22 protein-coding genes are annotated in these 20811 nt (G+C 40.4%); 7 read left to right on the top strand and 15 right to left on the bottom strand.

What is annotated here, in order from left to right; genetic code table 11:
* Positions 1-88: 88 nt before the first annotated feature.
* The 4 genes from DSM107010_RS06780 to DSM107010_RS06765 all read right to left on the bottom strand — a co-directional run bounded on the left by DSM107010_RS06780 (position 89) and on the right by DSM107010_RS06765 (position 5437).
* Positions 89-1045, bottom strand: a complete 957-nt coding sequence (locus DSM107010_RS06780; protein ID WP_015156534.1) for an FkbM family methyltransferase — start codon at positions 1043-1045, stop codon at positions 89-91.
* 86 nt (positions 1046-1131) lie between these two features.
* On the bottom strand, positions 1132-2235 hold the full coding sequence (locus DSM107010_RS06775; RefSeq protein WP_127022631.1) for a glycosyltransferase family 4 protein: 1104 nt from the start codon (positions 2233-2235) through the stop codon (positions 1132-1134).
* Between the two features lie 89 nt (positions 2236-2324).
* Complete coding sequence (locus DSM107010_RS06770; RefSeq protein ID WP_106167266.1) at positions 2325-3200, bottom strand: class I SAM-dependent methyltransferase; 876 nt, start codon at positions 3198-3200, stop codon at positions 2325-2327.
* A gap of 626 nt (positions 3201-3826) precedes the next feature.
* Positions 3827-5437 (bottom strand): helix-turn-helix domain-containing protein, encoded by a 1611-nt coding sequence (locus tag DSM107010_RS06765; protein ID WP_051033292.1) that lies wholly within the window; start codon positions 5435-5437, stop codon positions 3827-3829.
* A 779-nt stretch (positions 5438-6216) separates the two neighbouring features.
* On the opposite strand from DSM107010_RS06765, the gene DSM107010_RS06760 reads away from it, so the two are divergent.
* Positions 6217-6546, top strand: a complete 330-nt coding sequence (locus tag DSM107010_RS06760; RefSeq protein ID WP_106167277.1) for a hypothetical protein — start codon at positions 6217-6219, stop codon at positions 6544-6546.
* Between the two features lie 844 nt (positions 6547-7390).
* Here the strand turns inward: DSM107010_RS06760 and DSM107010_RS06755 are convergent.
* Positions 7391-8188 (bottom strand): DUF3102 domain-containing protein, encoded by a 798-nt coding sequence (locus DSM107010_RS06755; protein ID WP_106167267.1) that lies wholly within the window; start codon positions 8186-8188, stop codon positions 7391-7393.
* Positions 8189-8823: 635 nt separating this feature from the next.
* Between DSM107010_RS06755 and DSM107010_RS38215 the strand changes: the two genes are divergently transcribed.
* Positions 8824-9252: a hypothetical protein gene (locus DSM107010_RS38215; RefSeq protein ID WP_106167268.1), complete on the top strand. Its 429-nt coding sequence runs from the start codon at positions 8824-8826 to the stop codon at positions 9250-9252.
* 2 nt (positions 9253-9254) lie between these two features.
* Complete coding sequence (locus DSM107010_RS06745) at positions 9255-9677, top strand: cell division protein SepF (protein WP_015156528.1); 423 nt, start codon at positions 9255-9257, stop codon at positions 9675-9677.
* A gap of 279 nt (positions 9678-9956) precedes the next feature.
* Here the strand turns inward: DSM107010_RS06745 and DSM107010_RS06740 are convergent, their stop codons facing one another.
* The 9 genes from DSM107010_RS06740 to cysE all read right to left on the bottom strand — a co-directional run bounded on the left by DSM107010_RS06740 (position 9957) and on the right by cysE (position 15661).
* Positions 9957-10226: a hypothetical protein gene (locus tag DSM107010_RS06740; RefSeq protein ID WP_015156527.1), complete on the bottom strand. Its 270-nt coding sequence runs from the start codon at positions 10224-10226 to the stop codon at positions 9957-9959.
* A gap of 853 nt (positions 10227-11079) precedes the next feature.
* A complete protein-coding gene (locus DSM107010_RS06735; protein ID WP_106167270.1) occupies positions 11080-11643 on the bottom strand; it encodes a (2Fe-2S) ferredoxin domain-containing protein in 564 nt (187 codons plus the stop codon).
* Between the two features lie 5 nt (positions 11644-11648).
* On the bottom strand, positions 11649-11870 hold the full coding sequence (nifT, locus tag DSM107010_RS06730) for a putative nitrogen fixation protein NifT (RefSeq protein ID WP_015156525.1): 222 nt from the start codon (positions 11868-11870) through the stop codon (positions 11649-11651).
* Positions 11867-12133 carry a nitrogen fixation protein NifZ gene (locus DSM107010_RS06725; RefSeq protein WP_015156524.1) on the bottom strand — a complete coding sequence of 89 codons (267 nt, stop codon included), beginning with the start codon at positions 12131-12133 and terminating at the stop codon, positions 11867-11869. The genes nifT and DSM107010_RS06725 overlap by 4 nt, the downstream gene beginning before the upstream one ends.
* 35 nt (positions 12134-12168) lie before the next feature.
* Positions 12169-13356: a homocitrate synthase gene (gene nifV, locus DSM107010_RS06720; protein WP_106167271.1), complete on the bottom strand. Its 1188-nt coding sequence runs from the start codon at positions 13354-13356 to the stop codon at positions 12169-12171.
* Positions 13357-13691: 335 nt separating this feature from the next.
* Positions 13692-13787: a DUF2949 domain-containing protein gene (locus DSM107010_RS42850; protein ID WP_106167272.1), complete on the bottom strand. Its 96-nt coding sequence runs from the start codon at positions 13785-13787 to the stop codon at positions 13692-13694.
* Between the two features lie 44 nt (positions 13788-13831).
* Positions 13832-14386 (bottom strand): DNA starvation/stress protection protein DpsA, encoded by a 555-nt coding sequence (gene dpsA / locus DSM107010_RS06710; protein WP_106167273.1) that lies wholly within the window; start codon positions 14384-14386, stop codon positions 13832-13834.
* Between the two features lie 95 nt (positions 14387-14481).
* Positions 14482-14736: an Asr1405/Asl0597 family protein gene (locus DSM107010_RS06705; RefSeq protein ID WP_106167274.1), complete on the bottom strand. Its 255-nt coding sequence runs from the start codon at positions 14734-14736 to the stop codon at positions 14482-14484.
* 235 nt (positions 14737-14971) lie between these two features.
* Positions 14972-15661 (bottom strand): serine O-acetyltransferase, encoded by a 690-nt coding sequence (gene cysE / locus DSM107010_RS06700; RefSeq protein WP_106167275.1) that lies wholly within the window; start codon positions 15659-15661, stop codon positions 14972-14974.
* Positions 15662-16505: 844 nt separating this feature from the next.
* On the opposite strand from cysE, the gene nifB reads away from it, so the two are divergent.
* The 4 genes from nifB (at position 16506) to nifU (ending at position 20625) form a co-directional block, all read left to right on the top strand.
* A complete protein-coding gene (nifB, locus tag DSM107010_RS06695; protein WP_106216734.1) occupies positions 16506-17981 on the top strand; it encodes a nitrogenase cofactor biosynthesis protein NifB in 1476 nt (491 codons plus the stop codon).
* 2 nt (positions 17982-17983) lie between these two features.
* Positions 17984-18319, top strand: a complete 336-nt coding sequence (locus DSM107010_RS06690) for a 4Fe-4S binding protein (RefSeq protein WP_015156518.1) — start codon at positions 17984-17986, stop codon at positions 18317-18319.
* Between the two features lie 95 nt (positions 18320-18414).
* On the top strand, positions 18415-19638 hold the full coding sequence (nifS, locus tag DSM107010_RS06685) for a cysteine desulfurase NifS (RefSeq protein WP_106170940.1): 1224 nt from the start codon (positions 18415-18417) through the stop codon (positions 19636-19638).
* Between the two features lie 102 nt (positions 19639-19740).
* Complete coding sequence (nifU, locus tag DSM107010_RS06680; protein WP_106170937.1) at positions 19741-20625, top strand: Fe-S cluster assembly protein NifU; 885 nt, start codon at positions 19741-19743, stop codon at positions 20623-20625.
* A 63-nt stretch (positions 20626-20688) separates the two neighbouring features.
* On the opposite strand, the gene DSM107010_RS42080 is transcribed toward nifU, so the two are convergent.
* The gene (locus DSM107010_RS42080; protein ID WP_256498613.1) at positions 20689-20811 is read right to left on the bottom strand and encodes a hypothetical protein; all 123 of its coding nucleotides are present in this window, start codon (positions 20809-20811) and stop codon (positions 20689-20691) included.

Here is a 20811-nt window from a genome sequence, read left to right as displayed (position 1 = left end):
TGCTCAAGTGAAGTGAGTAGTATTTACTAAAGAGGTGAATTTGCAGCAGAAATCTTATGAGATAATCCAATAGAGTTTCAGTAGGAAGTTATTTTTTTCCCCATTCAACAACTTCTTTCAAGCCATAAGTTAAACGCTGATTAATACTATTAGGTAAAAAGCTTAGTACTTTACCAGTTTTTGACAATGATTTATGTTTTTTCCAACTATCCGATCTTTCAATATTTGTCCAGTGTTCTGGCTTTTCAAGATACTTTACTGTGCTTGCTTCTATAATTCCTAAACTTTTAAAATAATATGCTAGCTCTAGCCCATAATCAAAATATTCTAAAGCTTGGCAGATTTTTAAATACTTTATAGCTTGTTCTGGCGTAGTTTTCTTTTTTGTACCTACGAAATCAAATAACCAAACAACTTCACACCATAAAGGCTGATGTTTGCCATGCTTGGATAGAGAATTATTACGACTAGCTTGATAAATTTCCATGTCAAACATCAGAAATCCTTGCGATCGCATAAATGCTTCAAGCTGTGTATATGTAGTTTCTCCAATATAGTTCTCCACAAAACCTGTCTCTGTTTCCACACAGAAAGCATTTTGCAAAACCTGATTCCCTGCTTTAAGAATCGGTAACTCTAATCCTTGCGTATCAAGCTTGATAATATCTGCTGTTAATTGTTGCTCGTTCGCTAAACTATTGAGTGTCATACATGAGACAGTATCTGTCCCAGTTTCTCTAAATTGATAATGATGTGAAAAACGACCAAGCCAGTCATGATTTGGGCGAAGCAGAGAATAGCAGAAAGGGTGATGTGTTTTGTACATTACCCGATCTCCTTGCTCTCCAGAAATAGCAAAAGGTAGGTAACGAGTTGACTTGTATGGATGAGGCTCGCGACTCAAGCGCCTGCATTCACTAGCATTTGGCTCGAAGCCAGTATATGCTAGTAGTTGTGCTAAATCAGACCATTTTGAGTCTAGTGGACCGCTACAGCCTATATCTAAAAAATTTACTTGCTGTACCTGAGTAAAAGGATTATTCATACTTGTTTGTTGACATAAAATAATAACGAGATTGTTAGAAAACTTAAGACACTTACCTTAGTTTTTTAAACATATGCTTTTTCTATTTATACTACTCCAGCAACTACAGAGTTCTGTGATTCTTTTGTAAGTAGTTCAAACCAATTTTCAAAACTATCGCTTACTATTAGTTTTTTATCTGGAGATACGACTCCTTCAGCACCTATAGATGTAGCAACAACAGGTAACCCAGCTTCCAGCATTTCTAGAGTTTTTAGTTTAACTCCTCCTCCTTTCAAAAGTGGAACTATCCCGATCTCCGCCTTTTCAAAGAAAATAGTTGGATCTTCAACGAAGCCTGTAACTGTGATCTGTTTGCCTGCAAGTGCTAAAACTTTTTTAGAAGGATTAGAGCCGACTATATAAAGTTTAAAATTTCGATCTTGCTGAAGTAGTTTTTTAAAACATTTGTCAACGAAGTTAAGAATTGCTTGCTCGTTTTCTGGTCTTTCCATAGCAGCCCAGAATAAAAGACTTTTCTTTTCTATTTTCTCCGCTCGGCGTTTCACTTGATAAACAAAGCTGCTAGCTTTTGGAGGCTTTACAATAAGCTTTTCACTACCAATTGAAAATAAAGAACTTAAAAGATCGCGATCTTTTTTAGATAATACCCATAGTTCGCTTGCATTCGAGTAAAGTTTTTGCTCGTAACGAAAGATTCTGGCTACTTCAAGATCGAAAAACGAACTTTTTACAGATTGTCTTAACCAAACTTGTGTCAATACATCATGTATACTAATGACAATTTTAGTCTGTTTTGAATCAATGTATTTTTTGACTATATCTAAATAAACGGCAGCATGAGAATATTCAAAATGAATTACATCATATGTTTTTGCAATCAGAAGCTCTTGAATTTTCTTACTAACTGCTCTATTAAAACGAGAAGCAAATTTTAAAGGCGCTTGATCATAGTTCAAGCAGTTTATAGCTTTTTTGAATTTAGTAAGTGGGTATGTATAAAGACTATTACCAAAATCTGTTTGTAGATCTTTAGCAACAACTATTTCTGTAGTATTAGCGATAACAATTACATCAACGAATTCATGTAAGGCAGCATACTTCGCAAGATTCATAAAAGCAATTTTTTGTCCAGCTTGAGGATACTGCGTTGTAGGAGCATGAGCTGAAATGAATAAGACTTTTGACATACCACAAATACTATTAGGTTAAGAAAACGAGTTGCAGCGAAAAAATAGCGCTAAATCACTCTATGTTAAAAATACTAACAATCCAACACTTACTTTGTTAGTACTAACCACTTAGATCCTTGTAATGGGGCTACAAATTCCGATACAGGAGTCTCTGACCTTTCAATCACTACCACGAACGGATATAAGTGAAAAGACTGAATAGCATCTTGAAAATAGGTTGAGAAACTAGCAAGACCGCTACCGCTTTTAATAGGCTTATATCCAAATTCTTGTAATGCATTTAAATTATGTGTCAACCCAGATATATAGGTATGAAACTGATTTAAAGTACCATGAATGTCTTCACATATATAAACTCCTCCTGGTCGTAAATGCGGCAATAACTCTTCTAAAGTTGCAATCTGCTGTTCTGGTTCATGTCCGCCATCATCAATTACGATATCGAGAGTAGGAACCTCACTTTTGAATCGCTTCCAGAAATTGCGATCTGTTTGATCGCCAATAAAAATTTTAATTGAATCTTTTTCGTATGCTTTACATGCTTCTTCAATATCTACACCATAAATTTGACAATTAGAACCAAAATAGTTTTTCCACATTTCTAGACTCCCACCGCTGGCAACACCAACTTCTAGAACCTGAACTTTTTGCCCAACAAACTTAGAAAGGTGACGATGGTAAATATTAAAATAGTGCTTCCACTTAAGTATTCCTAATCCTTCAGTATGAGAATTAAAATAAGCTTCTAAAGCATTGGATGGAGTATTTCCATTTTCTAAGTGAGATTGACAATGATTCGTTGTTATAGTGCTAGACTCACCATTAATGGTAAAATTCTGCCCCCATTGAAAACCTTTTTCTGCTATTGGGGAACTAAGTATTAGAGTTTTTATTGTCTTTATAGAAGTTTGATAAGAACGTGGTATTAACATTTTTGCTAAATGACGAATGATGCTTTTCATAAATGCAAATCTCTTAAACGATTTATCTATTTAATAATCTACTAGTTTTTAGTTAAAACGAAATCCTGATTTGTTCAGGATTGACATCAGAAAATTTAAGTTTATGTTCGGTTATATTACCGAAAAATATCAATTGTATCTTCTAACGTAGAAAATTCCGCTACATCCCGAAAAATTTTAGTTGGCAAGGCATAGGGAAAATTAAATTTTCAGTATATAGGTAATAGTGCAGCAGTGATTGAAAAAGCTTATTTCAAATGGAGAAACAGTTAAATAGCATGAAGCAAAGTAAGAGCAGTACAATCAACTATTCACAGATGTGTAGTGGCAATTTATAACTCAGGATACAAGAGTAAAATTAGAGTAACCCTTTACAAAGGCTAATCTGGTACAATTTTTTCTAGTAGAATAGTTTACATGACTATAAAAAATTAAGCTAAGAGAACAGAAACTAAGCTGTAAAATAGATGGATAGATAGTGAGAGATGCCCTGAAATTAAGTTATGAGACTACTGAAGGATCTGAGTAAGAAAAAGTTAATTAAAGTGCCTTGTAAAGTAATTTATCTAAATTAAGGTTTCACTTCTTTACCCGGATCGCTGCCCATAATTAGTTTTCTTCTCGGTCTACTTATAGCTACTTAGGTTCACTTGCATTCGATGAATTAAACTAATAATATCATCGGTAGTGTCTTCCAATTTAAAAGATTCATGCTGCAATGTAGATAAAATTGTATCTAATTGTGATTCCACATTCTTTTTACTTCCAAGTTCTAGGAGTAATTGATCTAAAACCATTCTAAAGAAAATATTTGATTGAGTAGTTCTAACATAATTTTTTACTATTAACTTTAGTAATTTGGAACTTTTCAAGAGCGATATTTGCTGCGTGCGTATTTCTTGACAAATTTCTTTTAGCAGTCGAGCTGTTGTGTACTCCATTAATACTATTTGTAATGTAAAGAATCCCTGATTTTTTTCAACTAAAGAGCGTCGCCTCAGAGATTCTAAAGCTTCTGCTAGCTCTAGTGACTGAACTTTTAAGCCAAAATCATTCTTCAATTTCTGAAATGAAACTGGTTCGCGCTCAATTGCTAAGCAGTACATTAACTCTTTTTCAATTGGTTGTAGGCGATTGAACTGACTATCAAAAAATTCTTTAACATCATTAAACACTATTATTTCCTGTTTCAGAAAATCAGAGGCACTACTATCAAATATGTTTTGTATAGTTGTAGAAACCATATTCAGTAATAAAGGATTGCCTCCATAAATTTGAATTATTTTTTTCAAATCATCTTCCGAACCATAAATTCCTTTACCTTTAAGGATATACTGTCCTTCTAACTCATCCAATCCTATCAATCGTAGCGATCGCGTAGGTAATTCTTCTCCCTCTCTTATCGCAACTTCCTTGGGTTTCTCTCTACTTGTTAACAATAGACAACTTTGATGATATGTTTCTCCTATATATTTGATTAGCCGCCCGTACTCCTCATCCTCTTCTTGATAGTGTGTATCTTTTCGATCGTAATTTAAGATTGACTCAGCACCATCAAGAATTAATAAACAGGGAGACTTACGGAAATATTTCAAGAGCAATGATATTCTTCCATTTGTAGTTTCTGGTAAATCTTTTTCTTGCTGATTAGATAGAAAATAAATTATCTCTTCTAAGAGTTCTCGTATTGGTGGAGCATGACGCAACGAGCGCCAAATAATGTATTTGAAATCACTCTGAAGCTGCTGAGCTAGCTTTATAGAAAGAGTAGTTTTGCCAATACCACCCATGCCTACTAGTGCTACTAAAGGACAACGATCTTGAACAATCCACTGTTGTAATGTAGCTAATTCTTGGGTACGTCCGTAGAAAGTATGTACGTCAACTGCCTCACCCCAGTCTTGACAACTATCCATATCAAGCTGTTGGTTGTGAGAGGGGTTCGCTAGGGTTAATCTTCTCTCAAGAGCTGTTCTAAAATTCTTTTTGCTTACTTTTTCGCCTAAAGCCTCTGAAAGTATCTTCCACAATCTAGGTCCAACATCTCTTTTTAAGTACTTTTCGCTGTATCCTTCTCGGTCGGCAATCTCTTCATATGTGTATCCTTGCCAAGCACCTCTAAGTACTATTTTTTGAATATCTGTCAAATGCGTACCCTGTTTGTTAAACACAACTGTATCTGCAACGATAAATTCTCTGGTTTCAAACGTTGAGGACTGAGAGTTGATTGCATTCATCTTGTAGTTGTCTCCAAAATAGTTGAAATCTGTAGCTCTACTAGGGCAGAAATGAGCGCTCATCATTTGATAGCATTGAGTTCTATGTAATTTCTCTTAGCGTGTAATGTCGCTCTAGCACGTTTTAAATTGCTTAACTGAGAGACTTTTTGGTTCTAGTAATTTCTCGTTTGCTCTTGTTATTCCGAATATCAGCTCCAAGTCTAATCTAGAAGTTTATCCGTTAGTGAATTGGAGTGTGCGATCGCATAAAACACTTGCATGTAAACGAATCTTTCACAATTATTTTACTCAGAATCAATTCAAAGCTTCTCAATAGAGATGTGCAGCTGTTTGCAGTATACAAACTCAACGATTAAGATATACTCTCTCCATCATTCATGTTCTGCTCTAAGTAAACCATATTCCTTCTGGCGTGAGTCAATAAAATTCTGGTATTACTTTAGTCACTTAATCTATATCATTACTTTAATCAGCATTGCAAGATAAATAAAGTTATTTACATGACATTTTTTGAATTTTTCGGTTGTTTTGGTTAAAACCTGAAAAAATCTGATATTTATCCGAACTTTTTGGATTGTTCAAATTAATTTAAGCATTTCAAAAACAATATTTTTCCTATACTTTGGGGAATGGTTAACCGTAGAAAAATTTAGTACATATATTAAGTGACGTTTAAATCTGTAATTATTTTGGTTATTTTTAATTCTGAACAACCAGAAAAATCGCATAGGTATCAACGCAATAGCCTAATTGCAAACTGCCGTCCAAGTTTCTATATGCCAGAGGAGTTATTAAAAACTATCGAAACTCAATCTCAACGAGAACACTCTTCCCGTTCTGGCTTTGTAACCAACTTATTATTTTTTTTACTACTATCGCCGATTGGGAAGCAATTACAGAAAAATGCTAGTCTAAATCGCCGTACTATAGCCCAAGAGTTGGAACAGTCGCTGGTACTATTTCAGCAGCAGTTGCCTCTACATCAAATCAATCAGCTTGCAGCAGCCACTCAGCGATCGCAGGCTCAGATGATGACTTATTTAGTTCTATTGGGATTGCAAGCTTACCAAGCAAAAGAACGTTTGAATAAAAATGCTGAATATTAAGTAATCAGTTCCGTTACTCTTAGTATTTTTCTAGTTGAAAGTATGGTATACCAAGTCAGTTGGTATACCATTTTTTAATCTGTAAAAACCTTTAGAAAGTGATTAACTACAAATACCGCAGCCATGCTGGCACAACTATCGAAAGCGGATGGATGCAGAAGGGAATTGCACAACCTTCTGACCACAACTAAGCTGACGTATGAGCCTTTATTGCCAATCAGATTGCCAGTTCACTTCTCGTGTATGCCCACTCTCAGATTGAATTAGCAATATCAAGCCAATCGATTAATATTCTTTTGTCTATTCCAATTGCTCGCCTTGGCTCTCAGAACAAAGAATATGAGAGATAAAGATAGAAATTGCCGCGATCTCTCAGCGAGAATTGTTAAATAACGATCTTTTTATGGTGTTGCAATTTTGACTTCGATCGGTGTATAATAACAGCGAAAGGACGTGATAGAGTAAAAAAGAATCTATTTAGTTAGTAGATACTTTTTGATTTGAGGTATTTGAATGCTCAAAGTGTAACTTTTTGTAACGTTGAAGAACCTTAAATGTTAAAATTAGAGGGCTTCATGCAGACACCACTATGTTGGCAAAAGGTTCTGATTAGCAAGCAGAGATAAGAGATTTTATATCCTTCCAAGTACTGCCGAGCAGCCGAAAACAAGCTTACAAAAGGCAGTAGCAAGCTTGAGCAGAAGATCGTCTCTAGTGCTTTTCGGCATAACTCAAAATAGTGAGAGAATTCCAGAACGTAGGAATTTCATAGTTTCGCTCTCAGTGAAGCTGCCGAAGCTGTCGAAGTTTCATCCAGCGATCGCTTTCTGAGCTGAAAAAGTGTTCATTTTTTAATTGTCTCTAAAATCTTCTCTACTGACCAGTGCTTTGCTATTGCTCTCACCAAAGCAGTTGCTTCTTCTTCTCTAAGAGACTCTACACTCTTAATCAAGGCTCTACAGTCGTCGCTAATCCTAATCGAGATAGGATTGGTCGATGGCAGGTTTTCGGCAGACACTTTTTGACTTCCCAAAACATCTCGATCGATAACTACAGCTAATACATCAACTGTTTGAGAATCTGGTAAACTTTCATGAAATGCTTCAACTGATGTAATTAACTTTGCTTGAAGAGAATCTACTTCATGCTTGTTTACATCTGAAGTAACATTACAAGTAGAATTTTTAAGTTTTTTTAATTCCTGATGTTGACTAATAATGCTTCTAGCTTTAGAGTAAGTGATGTGTTCGCCCTTTTTAGCAAGTTCTAACGCCTCCTGGCGAGCGCTTTCAGAAGTAGAAGGAGCAGCTAGAAGATATAGAGCGGAGCTAGCAATAAATAAATCGGCAAATTTTGCCGATTTAAAAACTTCCGCCACCCTCATAAAGTTTCTTGCGGTTCGTTCCTTCCAACCAAATTCAGTTATTAGCCAATTGCTAAAATGCCCAAACCCAAGATATTGCTTGACTTCGATCAGCTTTTCGCCTATTTCAATAATATCTTGTGTCGTTCTACGCATCATTCTTTTGATTTCACAAGTATGCTTTTGGACAGCAATTTGTGCTTCCATGTCAAGAGCTGCATAATCAAAGCTTTGCTGTTTAGATTGATTCCCATTATCAATATGATAGAGATTTTCCACGTTCCATCTTCCTCACAACTTTTGAAGATTTCTCGGCATCAATCGATTCTGCATAAGAGGCTGTGTCTAGATAATTATGAAGCTACAGTAGGAGCTGCGTTCTACAAGTAGCGTGTAAGCCTTTCTTAAACAGCCGGATTGATTCCAGTAAGCAAAAGCCTGCTACACTCTCTAGGATCTTAGTAAAACACGAAAATCACCTTGTGAACGGTAATTTAACCTCCATTCTCTACGAATAAGCTAGCTGTGTGCGCAATTGAGCTTTTTAATGGCAGCTACTACAGGTTAACTTCATACCGCTTTGCATCACTTAGAGTACTGGCATATACTTTGCAAGTCATATTGGCTGAAGTAGTTTACATCATATATATCAATCTGATTTTGCTATTTGATTACCTTGAATCGACTTGTCTTGAGAGACACTCTTGATAGCCCAGCAAGTTGCGTTAAAAATTGTTTAGTTGAATATTAAACAAGTCTTTAACACACCGCACGATGCTACTTAAATTACCATAATACACTAATTATTTTGGTAATTTACATGACTATTTCTAGGGTGAGCGATCGCAGCAGTCAGAATGTTGAATCTGCACGATTTGCGTCAGCTTGGGAAATTGCCGATCTAGCGATAGGATTTGATTGGTATATATTATTTAACTAATCGATCGTCTGCTCTACTAGCAACTTTTGTTCCTCTATTAGAGCCACTCAGTGTTTTAGGAAACGATTTCGGTTTCTATTACCATTTCTACAAGCAGGTAGTATGTCGCCCATCATTTTACACCGACAAAATACCAACAAAATCACTAATAATTAAAAATCTATCTGAAGAAGGGGGCAAACAAAGATTTAGTATACAAATATACGCTGTTAACAAAAAAAACTCTTTTGATGAGGAAGCTGCTAATTCCCGAACTTTTCCGACCTTTATTGAATTGACAAATCAGGGTAAAAACACTGAGTTGACAAGCTTTTCATTTAACCAGAGTATAGATGTAAAGGTACTAAAAATCATACCTAAAGCTCTTCACCAGCCCCAATTAGAAAAAACAGAGGATGAGTAAGCATGATGATGCATCAGCTAGAGGTATCCGAACTAGAAGAGGAATTGTCTCAACCGAATTACGGAAAATTAAGAGCTGCTTTTCCTGCAAGTGTAGTGCGGCGGCGGGAAAGAAGAGCGGCTGACTTGACAGCAAACAAACAGAGGAGTCTACCCCAACTAGAACAGAAGACACCACAAGTGGTAGTCATGCAGCTACAGTCTTTTGAACAAGTGACGCAAGCCGTCGAAATTCTGTGGCAAGGTCAACCGCTAGTCTTAAATGTTGTACAGATGGATGCAGAGATAGCACAACGAGCAGTAGACTTTGTGGCTGGAGCAACTTACGCACTAGAAGGACAGCAACAATATCTAGCGGCAGGGATATTTCTGTTCGCACCGAGCGGCGTGCAGTTAGCGAACGCTATTGATGAAACATGCTTATAAAGTCGTGCGTTTTAGCACGTCTTGCTGTAAGAAATAGTGATGCATAATTGCGATCGCAATTGTTTGTACTAATTTTGATGCAGAGCAATCTATCCGATTGTTCCCCTTCTAGGAGTTAGCGGTTCGTGCAGCTTAAAGATATCCGTGAATGTCTTGCCAATCCCCCACCGTTTTATCCTTGCCAAGAGAAAGCACTGTGTTTCACAGTGCCGATATAATTATGGGAGCAGATGGCGCGAAATTGGTATCTTAGCTCGATCTTGCGATCGCAGATCGCTACTATTGGTGAGGCTTGCCTTCCGCTAACTGGGGAAAATACCACCCACAGAAAGTGATGAATTCATCTAACGCAGCAGGCTCTAAACCTTGGCTATGCAGGTAGAAAATCCAATCTATTAACTCAAGCCAATTGAGCGTTCTCTTCAAATCGACTTCGTAAGTCCACTGAACATGACGTAGGGCTTTGGCACGTTTGCGATATTTCCAATACTTCATGACAGGTGATTTTTTGGGAGAGTCAAATATTGCCTGCGCGTAAATCACTGTCATAACAGCCTCGTTCGTAATATATACACCTTAATAGTCGATTGAGCTTTCTTTGTTCTAATTCTGGAACAGCTAGCGATAATGCATCGCAAGCTAAGCACAAACTTACTCTAGTTCTTATATCAGTTTACTCAATTTAGTTAATTAACGATCTGTATATTACAGAATTTTAAAAACTATGTAAATATATTTATGCAACATAGAACAATCATGTCTATATGAGAAAAAAGATAATCCACAAACAGAGGTGGTGGCGATTGGATTAAGCGATCGCCCCAAGAAGTTTTCTTTGGGTTGAGATAACCTTTTTCTCTGGGCTATTTCAATCAAACTGACATTTCATAAAAAAGTAAACAGCCCGCACCATCACGGGCTGACACGCGGCAGAGAAGGTTTAAAACTTTTGACCGATCTAACCCACACAAGGAATAGATATAAATGCCTTGAGCAGATACGAAAGGTAGATTTAAGCGTTAATCTTTTGCTCGTTCTTGAGTTAAAAAATAGCTGACAATTCACAGCTATAACGTTATAGCAGTTCTAAATGATTTGTAAACTAGGCTTCTAGCCTGCCGCAGGCTAGAAGCCTACGTTCATGAATCAAATAAGATTGCTATAGCAATGAAGTTTTGTAGACAATTTGGTTATATTTTTAGAAAAAATTGAATCATAAGATTTAGAATCTAAATTTACTCATAGGCGAACTCTAGAAATTACATAGCAAATTGATAAAAACTTAACTTAATTAGATAAATACAATATTTTCAGACTTAATAGAGTTTGTCGATACAGAAAAGTTCAGGTGTTGGACATCGACTCGGCAATTGATGACCTAGCACAGAACTGGATGAAAGCGTTATGCGAAATGCTCGTCCACCCGCTCCAACAGCGCGGCGATCGCGGCTTCAGGAGTCATGTTGTTTAAGCTGAGGTTGTCAGGTTTTAAGATGAGATTTGGAGCCTGAGAACAGCGTTTCAAACAGCCTGTTGTTTGAATAGTAACGCGATCGCCTAAACCGCGATCGCGCAACACCCCTTCTAGAACAGACACCAATTTGCTGCCACCTTTTTTCAGACAACCCGGCTTATAACAAGCAACAATCTTCACTTTGCCGTTTTCTGGTTGGCGATCGGAGTCATTATCTGAGTTTGCCGTCAGCTTGTGAATGCGATCGGCTTTCAATTTAAATTCGCCTGTCTCGTACTTGAACTTTTGCTCCCCAAAGACTTCAATCCGATCGCCAGGTTTTAAGGTCGATCCAAGCCTAAAACGGGACTGTTTGGCGATTTTAATCCTCAACTGTCCGGTTGCAACCTCTAGTTGCAAGTATTTAGGTGTACTGTCTCGATCGACAGTAAAACCTAAAAATTTCCCTTCTACATGAAATGCCAACAGGCGATCGTGTTTAAGCTTGCTCATATCCCCTACTCCTTGTGAGTACGTTTGCAGAGCCTTTTAGCCTCTACAGTCTGCGGTAATTTCATGGGTTCCGGTAAATTTGGGATTGCTAGTTCCCAACCGTTAGCTAAGGTAAAAATTTTACCCTCAGATCCTTCTGTTTGGTTTACTACTTCTTCCTCAAGATCTTTTTTGGCAACATAAATTACCAAATGTCCGGTAGCATTTTGACGCAACATGACTTTCATTTGATTTCCTCAACTGCTTCTAGTTCTTTTTTGCGACAACCAACGATAAAACCTTTTTCGATAAAATGCACGGCGTAGATATAGGAATTTTGCAAAAACGTACCAATACTGACGATGTAGCCGATCTCTCCCTTTTTCGCTAGTGTTGCGCCAATTTCTTGCCCTGGGTACGTACCATCGTTGCGGATTAGCTTGCGAGTTTTTACTTTTGAGCCAATTTCAAAAGCTGGTGGCAAGTCTAGCTCTAATTCATCTGATTGCATGGGATTACCTCTGAGATAGGATTGTACGGTTTCACTTAAGGTTCATACAAATAGGCAGTAGAGGAGCAGAGGGGCAGAGCGGCAGAGGAGGGATTATTTGTTTTTTTCATGTGATGAAATGGAACTAGATTCATTAGTTCTTGCAGATCGAGGCTGCGTTTGTTTTGTACCGATTGCTGCCGTACTGCATCTAAGATGGATTGGGTTTCATCTGTGTTTAAACTAATGCCCTGCTGCTGTAGCAAATGAGATACTAAGTGCCTACCTGAGTGCTTGCCTACGACTAAACGCCGCTCCCACCCCACTTCTTCGGGAGCGAATGGCTCGTAAGTCACGGGATTTTGCAAAACGCCATGAGCGTGAATACCAGATTCATGAGCAAAAGTATTTTCACCCACGATCGCCTTCCAAGGAGGTACTTTGCAACCCGATGCGGTTGCTACCAGTCGGGACAGTTCTAATAACCGCGTCGTGTCAATCCCCAAATCGATCCCTTGAAGGCGTTTGAGTGCCATGACGACTTCTTCTAAAGCCGCATTGCCAGCTCTTTCCCCCAAACCATTCACTGTTGTATTTACCGATAAGGCTCCCGCTTGCAGTCCAGCTAAAGCATTTGCCGTTGCCAAGCCAAAGTCATTATGGGTGTGCATTTCTACAGGCATCGATAAATACATCACCAATTGCTTGACTTTGGTGTATGTAGTAAAAGGGTCGAGAATTCCTACAGTGTCGCAAAAGCGAAACCTTGATGCGCCCCACTCTTGAGCGTAAAGGGCGACATCCAAAAGGAAATTTTCATCAGCTCTAGAGGAATCTTCACCCCCGACTGCTACCCAAAGATTGCGATCGCGGGCGAAAGTAATCGCATCTTTGAGTTTTTGCAACATTACGCGCCACTGTCCGTGAAACTTGGCAGCAATTTGAATCTCAGAAACGGGAATGGATATATGTACTCGCTGCAAACCACAGGCGATAGAAGCCTGAAGATCTGAAATTGTGGCGCGGTTCCAACCTAAAAGTTTAGCTGACAAACCCAACTCAGAAATTGCCGCGATCGCTTTAGTTTCAACTTCTCCCATTGCGGGGATACCAACTTCTAATTCACTTACACCAATCGCGTCTAGAAATTTGGCGATCGCTATTTTTTCCTCAATTGTGAAAGCAACACCCGCCGCCTGTTCTCCATCTCGTAGTGTCGTGTCATTAATCGCGATCGGATTCATAGCACAATAGCCCTCGTAGCATTTAGGTTTTCGCTCTTGAGTTTCAGATTTCAATCTCAGATGCGTGTCAATACTTTTCGGTTAAGGCAAGATCCCCCCCAGCCCCCCTTGAAAAGGGGAGGACTTCTGCCCCCTTTTGAAGCAAGTTGAGGGATCGCCAAGATTTTTGCATTGACGCTTCCAAGATGTATCAAAGTGTGTGTAGCCGTTCAAAATGGTAGGATGCCAGCAAAATTTACTTCATCGATCGCAATAACAAATAGCCGAAACAGCCATTCACAATTGCAGGAACAACTATCAAACTGAGGATAGCAACTAAGACTGTAAACATAATGTTACCCATTAAGAGTAATGTGAGGTTTGTTCTCTAGCCAAGCAAAAGTTCGTGCTAATTGATCTATGGAAATCAAACCGTATTGCCAAAGAATCATAGGTAGGGGAGCCTAATCTAACTCATGGTGATGCAGCCTTACATCTATGTCCCATTCGCAGGTTGAACAAAAGCCAAAGTTAGGCTATCTTCTGCTAAGAAATGAGCGAGATGAAAGGCACGTTCTTCAGTCTTCAATAAAATTTGCTCGTACAAATAGCGAGTAGCGCGATCGCCTACACTTTCTGCTTGAGCAGCTTGACGACGAATGAGATCGATCGCTGCTTGTTCGGCTTGCAGATCGTTTTCTACCATTTGGCGACAGGAAAAAATTCCATCTGCTTCTGGCGTAAAACAGCACAATTCTGCGAGTTTAGTAAAGCTAGCTGCTGGTACGCCGCCTAGTCCATCCAAGCGTTCGCCAACGTCGTGTACGTGTGCTTGAACTTGTTCGTAACTCTCGCTGAAATACTGGTGCAGCATATAAAATTCTGCACCTTCAACGACAAAGTGATGCTTTTGATATTGTAAATAAAGAGCTTGAAAACTTGCTAGGATAATATTTAATCCTTCACAAACGGGAACGGTAACTTCATGCCCTAAACCAATGGGGTTATCTAGCACTTCTCCGAAATTACGTAATACAGTTGCTTGTGTCATTAATTTTCTCCTTTTGATTTTGGTAATTGGTAAGTCAAAAGTCAAAAGTGAAAAGTTAAAACAGTACTCACAAATGACAAATGACAAATGACAAACTAAGAAAAAATGTCTGCTGTCCAGCAGCGTTCTAACCAATCGAGTAATTCTTGGCGAGTGGCTAAGAAATGCTGTACGGTGCTGCGGACGAGAAAGGCAGCGATCGCACTATTAACTTCAACCACTAAAGAACCATCCACAGGACAACAACAGGGGATACTTAACTCTTGTAAGCGGTGGTAAATTCGCCAGCGATCGCTGACAGGTATCTCGACAATTTGGACATTTGGATCGGAACTGGTGGGCTGAAACATAAGCAAGGTGTCCTTTTTAAAATTTTTCTCAATTATTAATTACGGGATATATAGCAATCCTATTTGATTTACAAACGGAGCAGGCTTCTAGCCTGCTTTTCAAATCATTTAGAACTGCTATAGCAGTCTTAAATTATTAGATTTGGTTTGAAAATCGGGAGTCGGGAGTCGGGAATCGGGAGCCGGGAAGAGTGTATTTTGATTCTTCCGTCTCCTATTTTTTGACTTTTGATTTTTAACTTTTGACTTTTAATTGTTGTTCGAGTTTTTCGATCCGTTCTAATAAAGAACGAATGATGCTTGCTTCTATATCAGGTAGTTTTGCGTGTTCTAGGGGACAGCCACGCACACCTTTATGGCAAATATTGCGCCCAGGAACTCCTACCGCAGTACAGTCTGAGGGGACATCTCGCAAGATAATTGAACCTGCACCAATGCGGACGCGATCGCCAATTTGAATATTGCCTAAAACTTTCGCACCTGCACCCACGACTACGTTTTTGCCCAAGGTAGGATGGCGTTTACCAGTTTCTTTCCCTGTCCCGCCAAGGGTGACACCTTGATAGATCAGTGCGTAGTCTCCGACGATCGCAGTTTCTCCAATTACTACGCCCATACCGTGATCGATAAACACGCCTTGCCCGATCTGTGCGCCTGGGTGAATTTCAATTCCCGTTAAAAATCGTCCTAGATGAGAAATCAAGCGGGGAACAAACGCAACTCCATGACAATGCAACCAGTGCGCGAGACGATGCAGTACCATTGCATGAAAGCCAGGGTAGCAACAAAGTACCTCGAACCAATTACGTGCTGCCGGATCGCGATCAAAGATAATCTGAAAATCTGTCAATAATGGCTGCAAAAATGACAAACGCAATTGTTTGTCCGTCTTTTGGGTTGTAAAGGTATTGGAGATCTGTTGCATCGGACTTGATGGGGTGGAGGAGCCGTGTGTTATCTCTGCTTATATCAGGCAGCTCTACCCGCAGCTATGCAGCCGATGTCGATTGGATTTATTGGATATATTAATTTGTACTCAATTAATCTAAACCCCAACTCAATTGGGATTTGCAAGCTAAAAAAAAGTTTTTTTGGAGTTGGGGTACTAGTATTTTTAAGTTAGGGGTACTAGTATTGATCGGGGTAGGGAGTCAGTATTTGTGTACTCAAAACTAAACTCTTAACCCAACAGGATTTAACGGCATTTTTATAACTGTTTTTTGGATATATTAACTTGTACTCATCTGCGATCGAGGGTTTGTAAGCTAAATTGCGATCGCTATCTAAATAATTAAAATAATCTTAATTTAGTTTGTTCGGCAAAAAAGTGATATTTTAGATACAGAATTGAATTCCGTGAAGTCACTGGGTTAGTTCTAAATTGACTACTCTGGTTCTTTACCCTCGAATTGCCTAAGTAGATGGCGCTTTGGGGGGCGATCGCATACGATTTGAGTACAGAACGGAAAAAAGCAAAAAGCAACTCAAATCGCATTTAAACCCTTATTATGCTTAAGTTTAAAGCGAGTACAGAAATACTTGAACCCCTTCACCATAAATACTCGTACCTCAGTCAAAAAATACTAGCACCCATACCCAAAAACTTTTTTTAAAAACTGCTAAAACCTTGGTATTTAAAAGCTGCAATTTTTGAGTACAAGTTTAATCAATTCAATAAATTCTATCCCGAACCACGGCAACAGCATCTTTTGAGGCGGCTGCTATAAAACCTATATCGCTAAACACCTGATGCACCAACAAAAACTTCAATGACCCCACCACCTACCGGACTCCTAACCCCCACCGCAGCACCAGCAAAAACTAAAACTAAATCTGGCAGTTGTGGTTGTAGCAGTAAAACCGATGCCGCACCCAGTTTAGATGAAAAAATGAAGGCGCGGATCGAGAAGCATCCTTGCTATAGCGAAGAAGCGCACCACCACTACGCTAGAATGCACGTTGCAGTAGCACCAGCTTGTAATATTCAGTGCAACTATTGCAACAGGAAATATGACTGTGCGAATGAAAGCCGTCCTGGTGTTGTCAGCGAGTTATTAACACCGGAAGAAGCAGCGCACAAAGTCTTGGTAATTGCAGGTAAGATTCCTCAGATGACCGTGTTGGGAATTGCGGGACCTGGAGATCCTTTAGCGAATCCAGAAAAGACTTTTCGCACCTTTGAGTTGATTGCAGACAAAGCACCGGATATCAAACTTTGCTTGTCAACCAATGGCTTGATGCTTCCCGATTACGTCGATCGCATTAAACAATTGAATGTCGATCACGTCACTATTACTATTAATATGGTTGACCCAAAGGTTGGCGAGAAGATTTATCCTTGGGTTCACTACAGACGCAAGCGCTACAGAGGGATTGAAGGAGTCAAGATTCTGCACGAACGGCAGATGGAAGGATTGCAAGCCCTCAGAGAAGCCGATATTCTGTGCAAAGTGAATTCGGTCATGATTCCAGGAGTCAATGACGAGCATCTAGCCGAAGTCGATGAAGTTATTCGTGCTAACGGGGCATTTCTCCACAATATCATGCCCCTGATCTCTGCCCCAGAACACGGTACTCACTTCGGTTTAACGGGTCAGCGCGGACCCACACCCAAAGAACTGAAGTCATTACAGGATAAGTGTTCTGGCAACATGAAAATGATGCGCCATTGTCGTCAGTGTCGCGCCGATGCAGTGGGATTGTTAGGCGAAGACCGCAGCCAGGAATTTACTAAAGAGAAATTCATGGAAATGACTCCAGAGTATAACTTGGAGACACGCCAAGAAGTTCACGCCGGAATTGAGAAGTCTAAGGAAGAAATCAAAGCTGTCAAAGAGAAAGCTATAGAGACATTGCATACTGTAGAGACGTTACATGTAACGTCTCTACAGGACAATCCAAAAATCTTAGTTGCAGTTGCTACCAAAGGCGGCGGTTTGGTTAACCAGCACTTCGGTCATGCGAAGGAATTCCAAGTTTTTGAAGTGGATGCCAACGAAGCTAAATTTGTCGGACACCGCAAAATCGACCACTATTGCCAAAGTGGATATGGCGAGGAAGCGACTCTAGACCACATTATCAAAGCGATCGCCGATTGCAAAGCAGTTTTGGTTTCTAAGATCGGTCATTGTCCTCAAGAAGAATTGCACAAAGCTGGAATCCAGGCTGTTGAAGCTTACGACGTGATTGAGAAAGTTGCAAGTGAATTTTACGCGCAATATCTGCAAAATCAGCAAGGAGAATAGTCATGGCTTACAAAATTACCAGCCAATGTATTTCCTGCAACCGTTGTCTTTCTGTCTGCCCCACGGATGCTATCAAAGTCACTGACGGCAAGCACTGGATCGATCCCACTCTTTGTACAAACTGCGTTGGCAGTGCTTATAGCGTACCTCAATGCGCTGCTGGTTGTCCCACATATGACGGTTGTATTCCACAACCTAGCGATTATTGGGAATCGTGGTTTACTACCTACAACCGCTTGGTTGGTAAGTTAACCAAGAAACAAGACTATTGGGAACGCTGGTTTGATACTTACTCCGAAAAATTCTCCGATCTGAAATTGACTACGCTTCATAACTAATGCACGGGCGGGTTGAACCGCAAGATTGTTGGTTTTAGTTCAGGTATTCGCGAACAAACCCGCCCCTACAATCCCCTACTCCCTACTCCCTAATCATGCAAACTTGCATTTATCTCGACAACAACGCCACCACTAGGGTAGACCCAGAAGTTGTAGAAGCAATGCTGCCTTACCTGAGCGAATATTACGGCAATCCCTCCAGTATGCATTCTTTTGGCGGGCAAGTCGGCAAAGTGGTAAAACAAGCACGGCAACAAGTTGCAGCCCTAATTGGCGCAGATGATTCAGAAATTATCTTCACGAGTTGCGGTACGGAAGGAGATAACGCCGCCATTCGCGCCGCCTTGCAAGCACAACCAGACAAGCGGCATATTGTGACGACTCAAGTAGAACATCCAGCAGTGCTGAATGTCTGCAAGCAGTTGGAAACTCAAGGTTATACCGTTACCTATCTTTCCGTAAATCGCCAGGGACAAATCGATTTGGATGAGTTGGCAGCATCAATGACAGGTAATACAGCCTTAGTCACGATTATGTATGCCAACAACGAAACAGGCGTAGTATTTCCGATCGAACAGATTGGATTGCGAGTCAAAGAGTATGGCGCTATCTTCCACGTCGATGCGGTGCAAGCAGTAGGGAAAATTCCCCTGAATATGAAGACTAGCACTGTAGATCTATTAACTTTGTCCGGTCACAAGTTACACGCACCCAAGGGTATTGGTGCTTTGTACGTGCGGCGAGGTGTCAGATTCCGCCCCCTATTAGTAGGAGGACATCAGGAACGCGGACGTAGGGCGGGAACGGAGAACGTACCAGGAATCGTTGCTTTGGGTAAAGCTGCCGAAATCGAACTGGCGCATTTAGCAGCCACGACCAACAAACAAAAGCAACTGCGCGATCGCTTAGAAAAAACTCTACTTGAGACAATCCCCAACTGTGAAGTTAATGGCGATGTCTTCGACGGCAAGCTACGCAAAAACAGATTGCCCAACACTACCAACATCGGCTTTAAGTATATCGAAGGTGAAGCCATCCTATTATCTCTGAACCAATTTGGCATTTGCGCCTCATCCGGTTCTGCCTGCACTTCTGGTTCTTTAGAACCATCCCACGTTTTGCGATCGATGGGCTTACCCTACACGACGTTGCATGGTTCGATCCGGTTTAGCCTTTCCCGTTACACCACAGATGCCGAGGTTGATACGGTTTTGGCAGTAATGCCTGGAATCATCGAACGCCTCCGCGCCCTCTCCCCCTTCAACAACGACCAAGCCGATTGGCTGCAAGGTCGGGAAGAAACATTAGCTCATCGATAGGAGTAGAGGGGCTTCAGGGGCAGGGGAGAAATAACTGTCAACCGTTAACTGTCAACTGCCAACCAACAACACTCAACCAACAACCAACAACCAAATTGTGCCATGTGGGACTATACAGACAAAGTGATGGAACTCTTCTACAATCCTAAAAACCAGGGATTGCTAGAAGACGATCGCGAACCAGGAATAGCAGTTGTATTTGGCGAAGTGGGCAGCATTGCTTGTGGAGATGCCCTGAGACTGCACCTCAAGATTGAAGTCAATAGCGATAAAATTCTGGATTCGCGCTTTCAAACTTTTGGCTGCACCAGCGCGATCGCTTCTTCTTCTGCTTTGACTGAGTTAATTAAGGGTTTAACCTTAGATGAAGCGCTCAAAGTCACTAACAAGGAAATTGCCGACTTCCTGGGCGGATTGCCAGAAGCTAAGATGCATTGTTCGGTGATGGGGCAGGAAGCGCTAGAAGCAGCGATTTATAAATACCGAGGTATTCCACTAGCCGTCCACGAAGAAGATGAAGGGGCATTGGTTTGCAGTTGCTTTGGCATCAGCGAGTCCAAGATTCGCCGCGTAATTCGGGAAAACAACCTCACCACTGCCGAACAAGTAACGAGTTATGTGAAGGCGGGTGGCGGGTGCGGTTCTTGTCTGGCAGATATCGATGACCTGATTGCTGCCGTGCAACGGGAACGAGTTGTAGGCGTACAGGTTGCTACAGGTATTGCAGCTACGAAGGAGTCGCAACGTCCGCTGACAAACGTGCAAAAAATTGCCTTGATTCAAAAAGTTTTGGATGAAGAAGTTAGACCCCTATTAATTGCCGATGGGGGAGATGTGGAACTGTACGACGTGGATGGCGATCGCGTCCAAGTGACGCTGCAAGGTGCGTGCGGTTCTTGCTCTAGCAGTACGGCAACCCTCAAAGTTGCGATTGAAGCAAAGTTACAAGAGCGCGTCAACCAAAACTTGTTAGTAGAAGCAGTTTAGCAGTTACAAAGCATAAATAGGCGTAATTAGCAATATCTATGCAAGATTTCTCTGTTCCAGTTCCTAAAGTTTTAGCAGTTGAGCGATCGCCCCCAGCGATGTTCGAGCTAAGCGATCGCGGATAAATAGGCGATCGTCGCTACACAACCCAGACCAACAACCACTAACTAATTTCAGGAGAAACAA

This window comes from Chroococcidiopsis cubana SAG 39.79 (assembly GCF_003991895.1).
GTDB classification, from domain to species: domain Bacteria; phylum Cyanobacteriota; class Cyanobacteriia; order Cyanobacteriales; family Chroococcidiopsidaceae; genus Chroococcidiopsis; species Chroococcidiopsis thermalis.
The sequence above is the reverse complement of the archived record's forward strand: the minus strand, read 5'-3'. Positions and strand labels throughout refer to the sequence as shown.

Bases quoted from the DNA above. Each gene is read 5' to 3' on its own strand.
- DSM107010_RS06780 (WP_015156534.1), bottom strand. From the start codon at position 1,045: ATGAATAATCCTTTTACTCAGGTACAGCAAGTAAATTTTTTAGATATA.
- DSM107010_RS06775 (WP_127022631.1), bottom strand. From the start codon at position 2,235: ATGTCAAAAGTCTTATTCATTTCAGCTCATGCTCCTACAACGCAGTAT.
- DSM107010_RS06770 (WP_106167266.1), bottom strand. From the start codon at position 3,200: ATGAAAAGCATCATTCGTCATTTAGCAAAAATGTTAATACCACGTTCT.
- DSM107010_RS06765 (WP_051033292.1), bottom strand. From the start codon at position 5,437: ATGAATGCAATCAACTCTCAGTCCTCAACGTTTGAAACCAGAGAATTT.
- DSM107010_RS06760 (WP_106167277.1), top strand. From the start codon at position 6,217: ATGCCAGAGGAGTTATTAAAAACTATCGAAACTCAATCTCAACGAGAA.
- DSM107010_RS06745 (WP_015156528.1), top strand. From the start codon at position 9,255: ATGATGATGCATCAGCTAGAGGTATCCGAACTAGAAGAGGAATTGTCT.
- DSM107010_RS06740 (WP_015156527.1), bottom strand. From the start codon at position 10,226: ATGACAGTGATTTACGCGCAGGCAATATTTGACTCTCCCAAAAAATCA.
- DSM107010_RS06735 (WP_106167270.1), bottom strand. From the start codon at position 11,643: ATGAGCAAGCTTAAACACGATCGCCTGTTGGCATTTCATGTAGAAGGG.
- nifT (WP_015156525.1), bottom strand. From the start codon at position 11,870: ATGAAAGTCATGTTGCGTCAAAATGCTACCGGACATTTGGTAATTTAT.
- DSM107010_RS06725 (WP_015156524.1), bottom strand. From the start codon at position 12,133: ATGCAATCAGATGAATTAGAGCTAGACTTGCCACCAGCTTTTGAAATT.
- nifV (WP_106167271.1), bottom strand. From the start codon at position 13,356: ATGAATCCGATCGCGATTAATGACACGACACTACGAGATGGAGAACAG.
- DSM107010_RS42850 (WP_106167272.1), bottom strand. From the start codon at position 13,787: ATGATTCTTTGGCAATACGGTTTGATTTCCATAGATCAATTAGCACGA.
- dpsA (WP_106167273.1), bottom strand. From the start codon at position 14,386: ATGACACAAGCAACTGTATTACGTAATTTCGGAGAAGTGCTAGATAAC.
- DSM107010_RS06705 (WP_106167274.1), bottom strand. From the start codon at position 14,736: ATGTTTCAGCCCACCAGTTCCGATCCAAATGTCCAAATTGTCGAGATA.
- cysE (WP_106167275.1), bottom strand. From the start codon at position 15,661: ATGCAACAGATCTCCAATACCTTTACAACCCAAAAGACGGACAAACAA.
- nifB (WP_106216734.1), top strand. From the start codon at position 16,506: ATGACCCCACCACCTACCGGACTCCTAACCCCCACCGCAGCACCAGCA.
- DSM107010_RS06690 (WP_015156518.1), top strand. From the start codon at position 17,984: ATGGCTTACAAAATTACCAGCCAATGTATTTCCTGCAACCGTTGTCTT.
- nifS (WP_106170940.1), top strand. From the start codon at position 18,415: ATGCAAACTTGCATTTATCTCGACAACAACGCCACCACTAGGGTAGAC.
- nifU (WP_106170937.1), top strand. From the start codon at position 19,741: ATGTGGGACTATACAGACAAAGTGATGGAACTCTTCTACAATCCTAAA.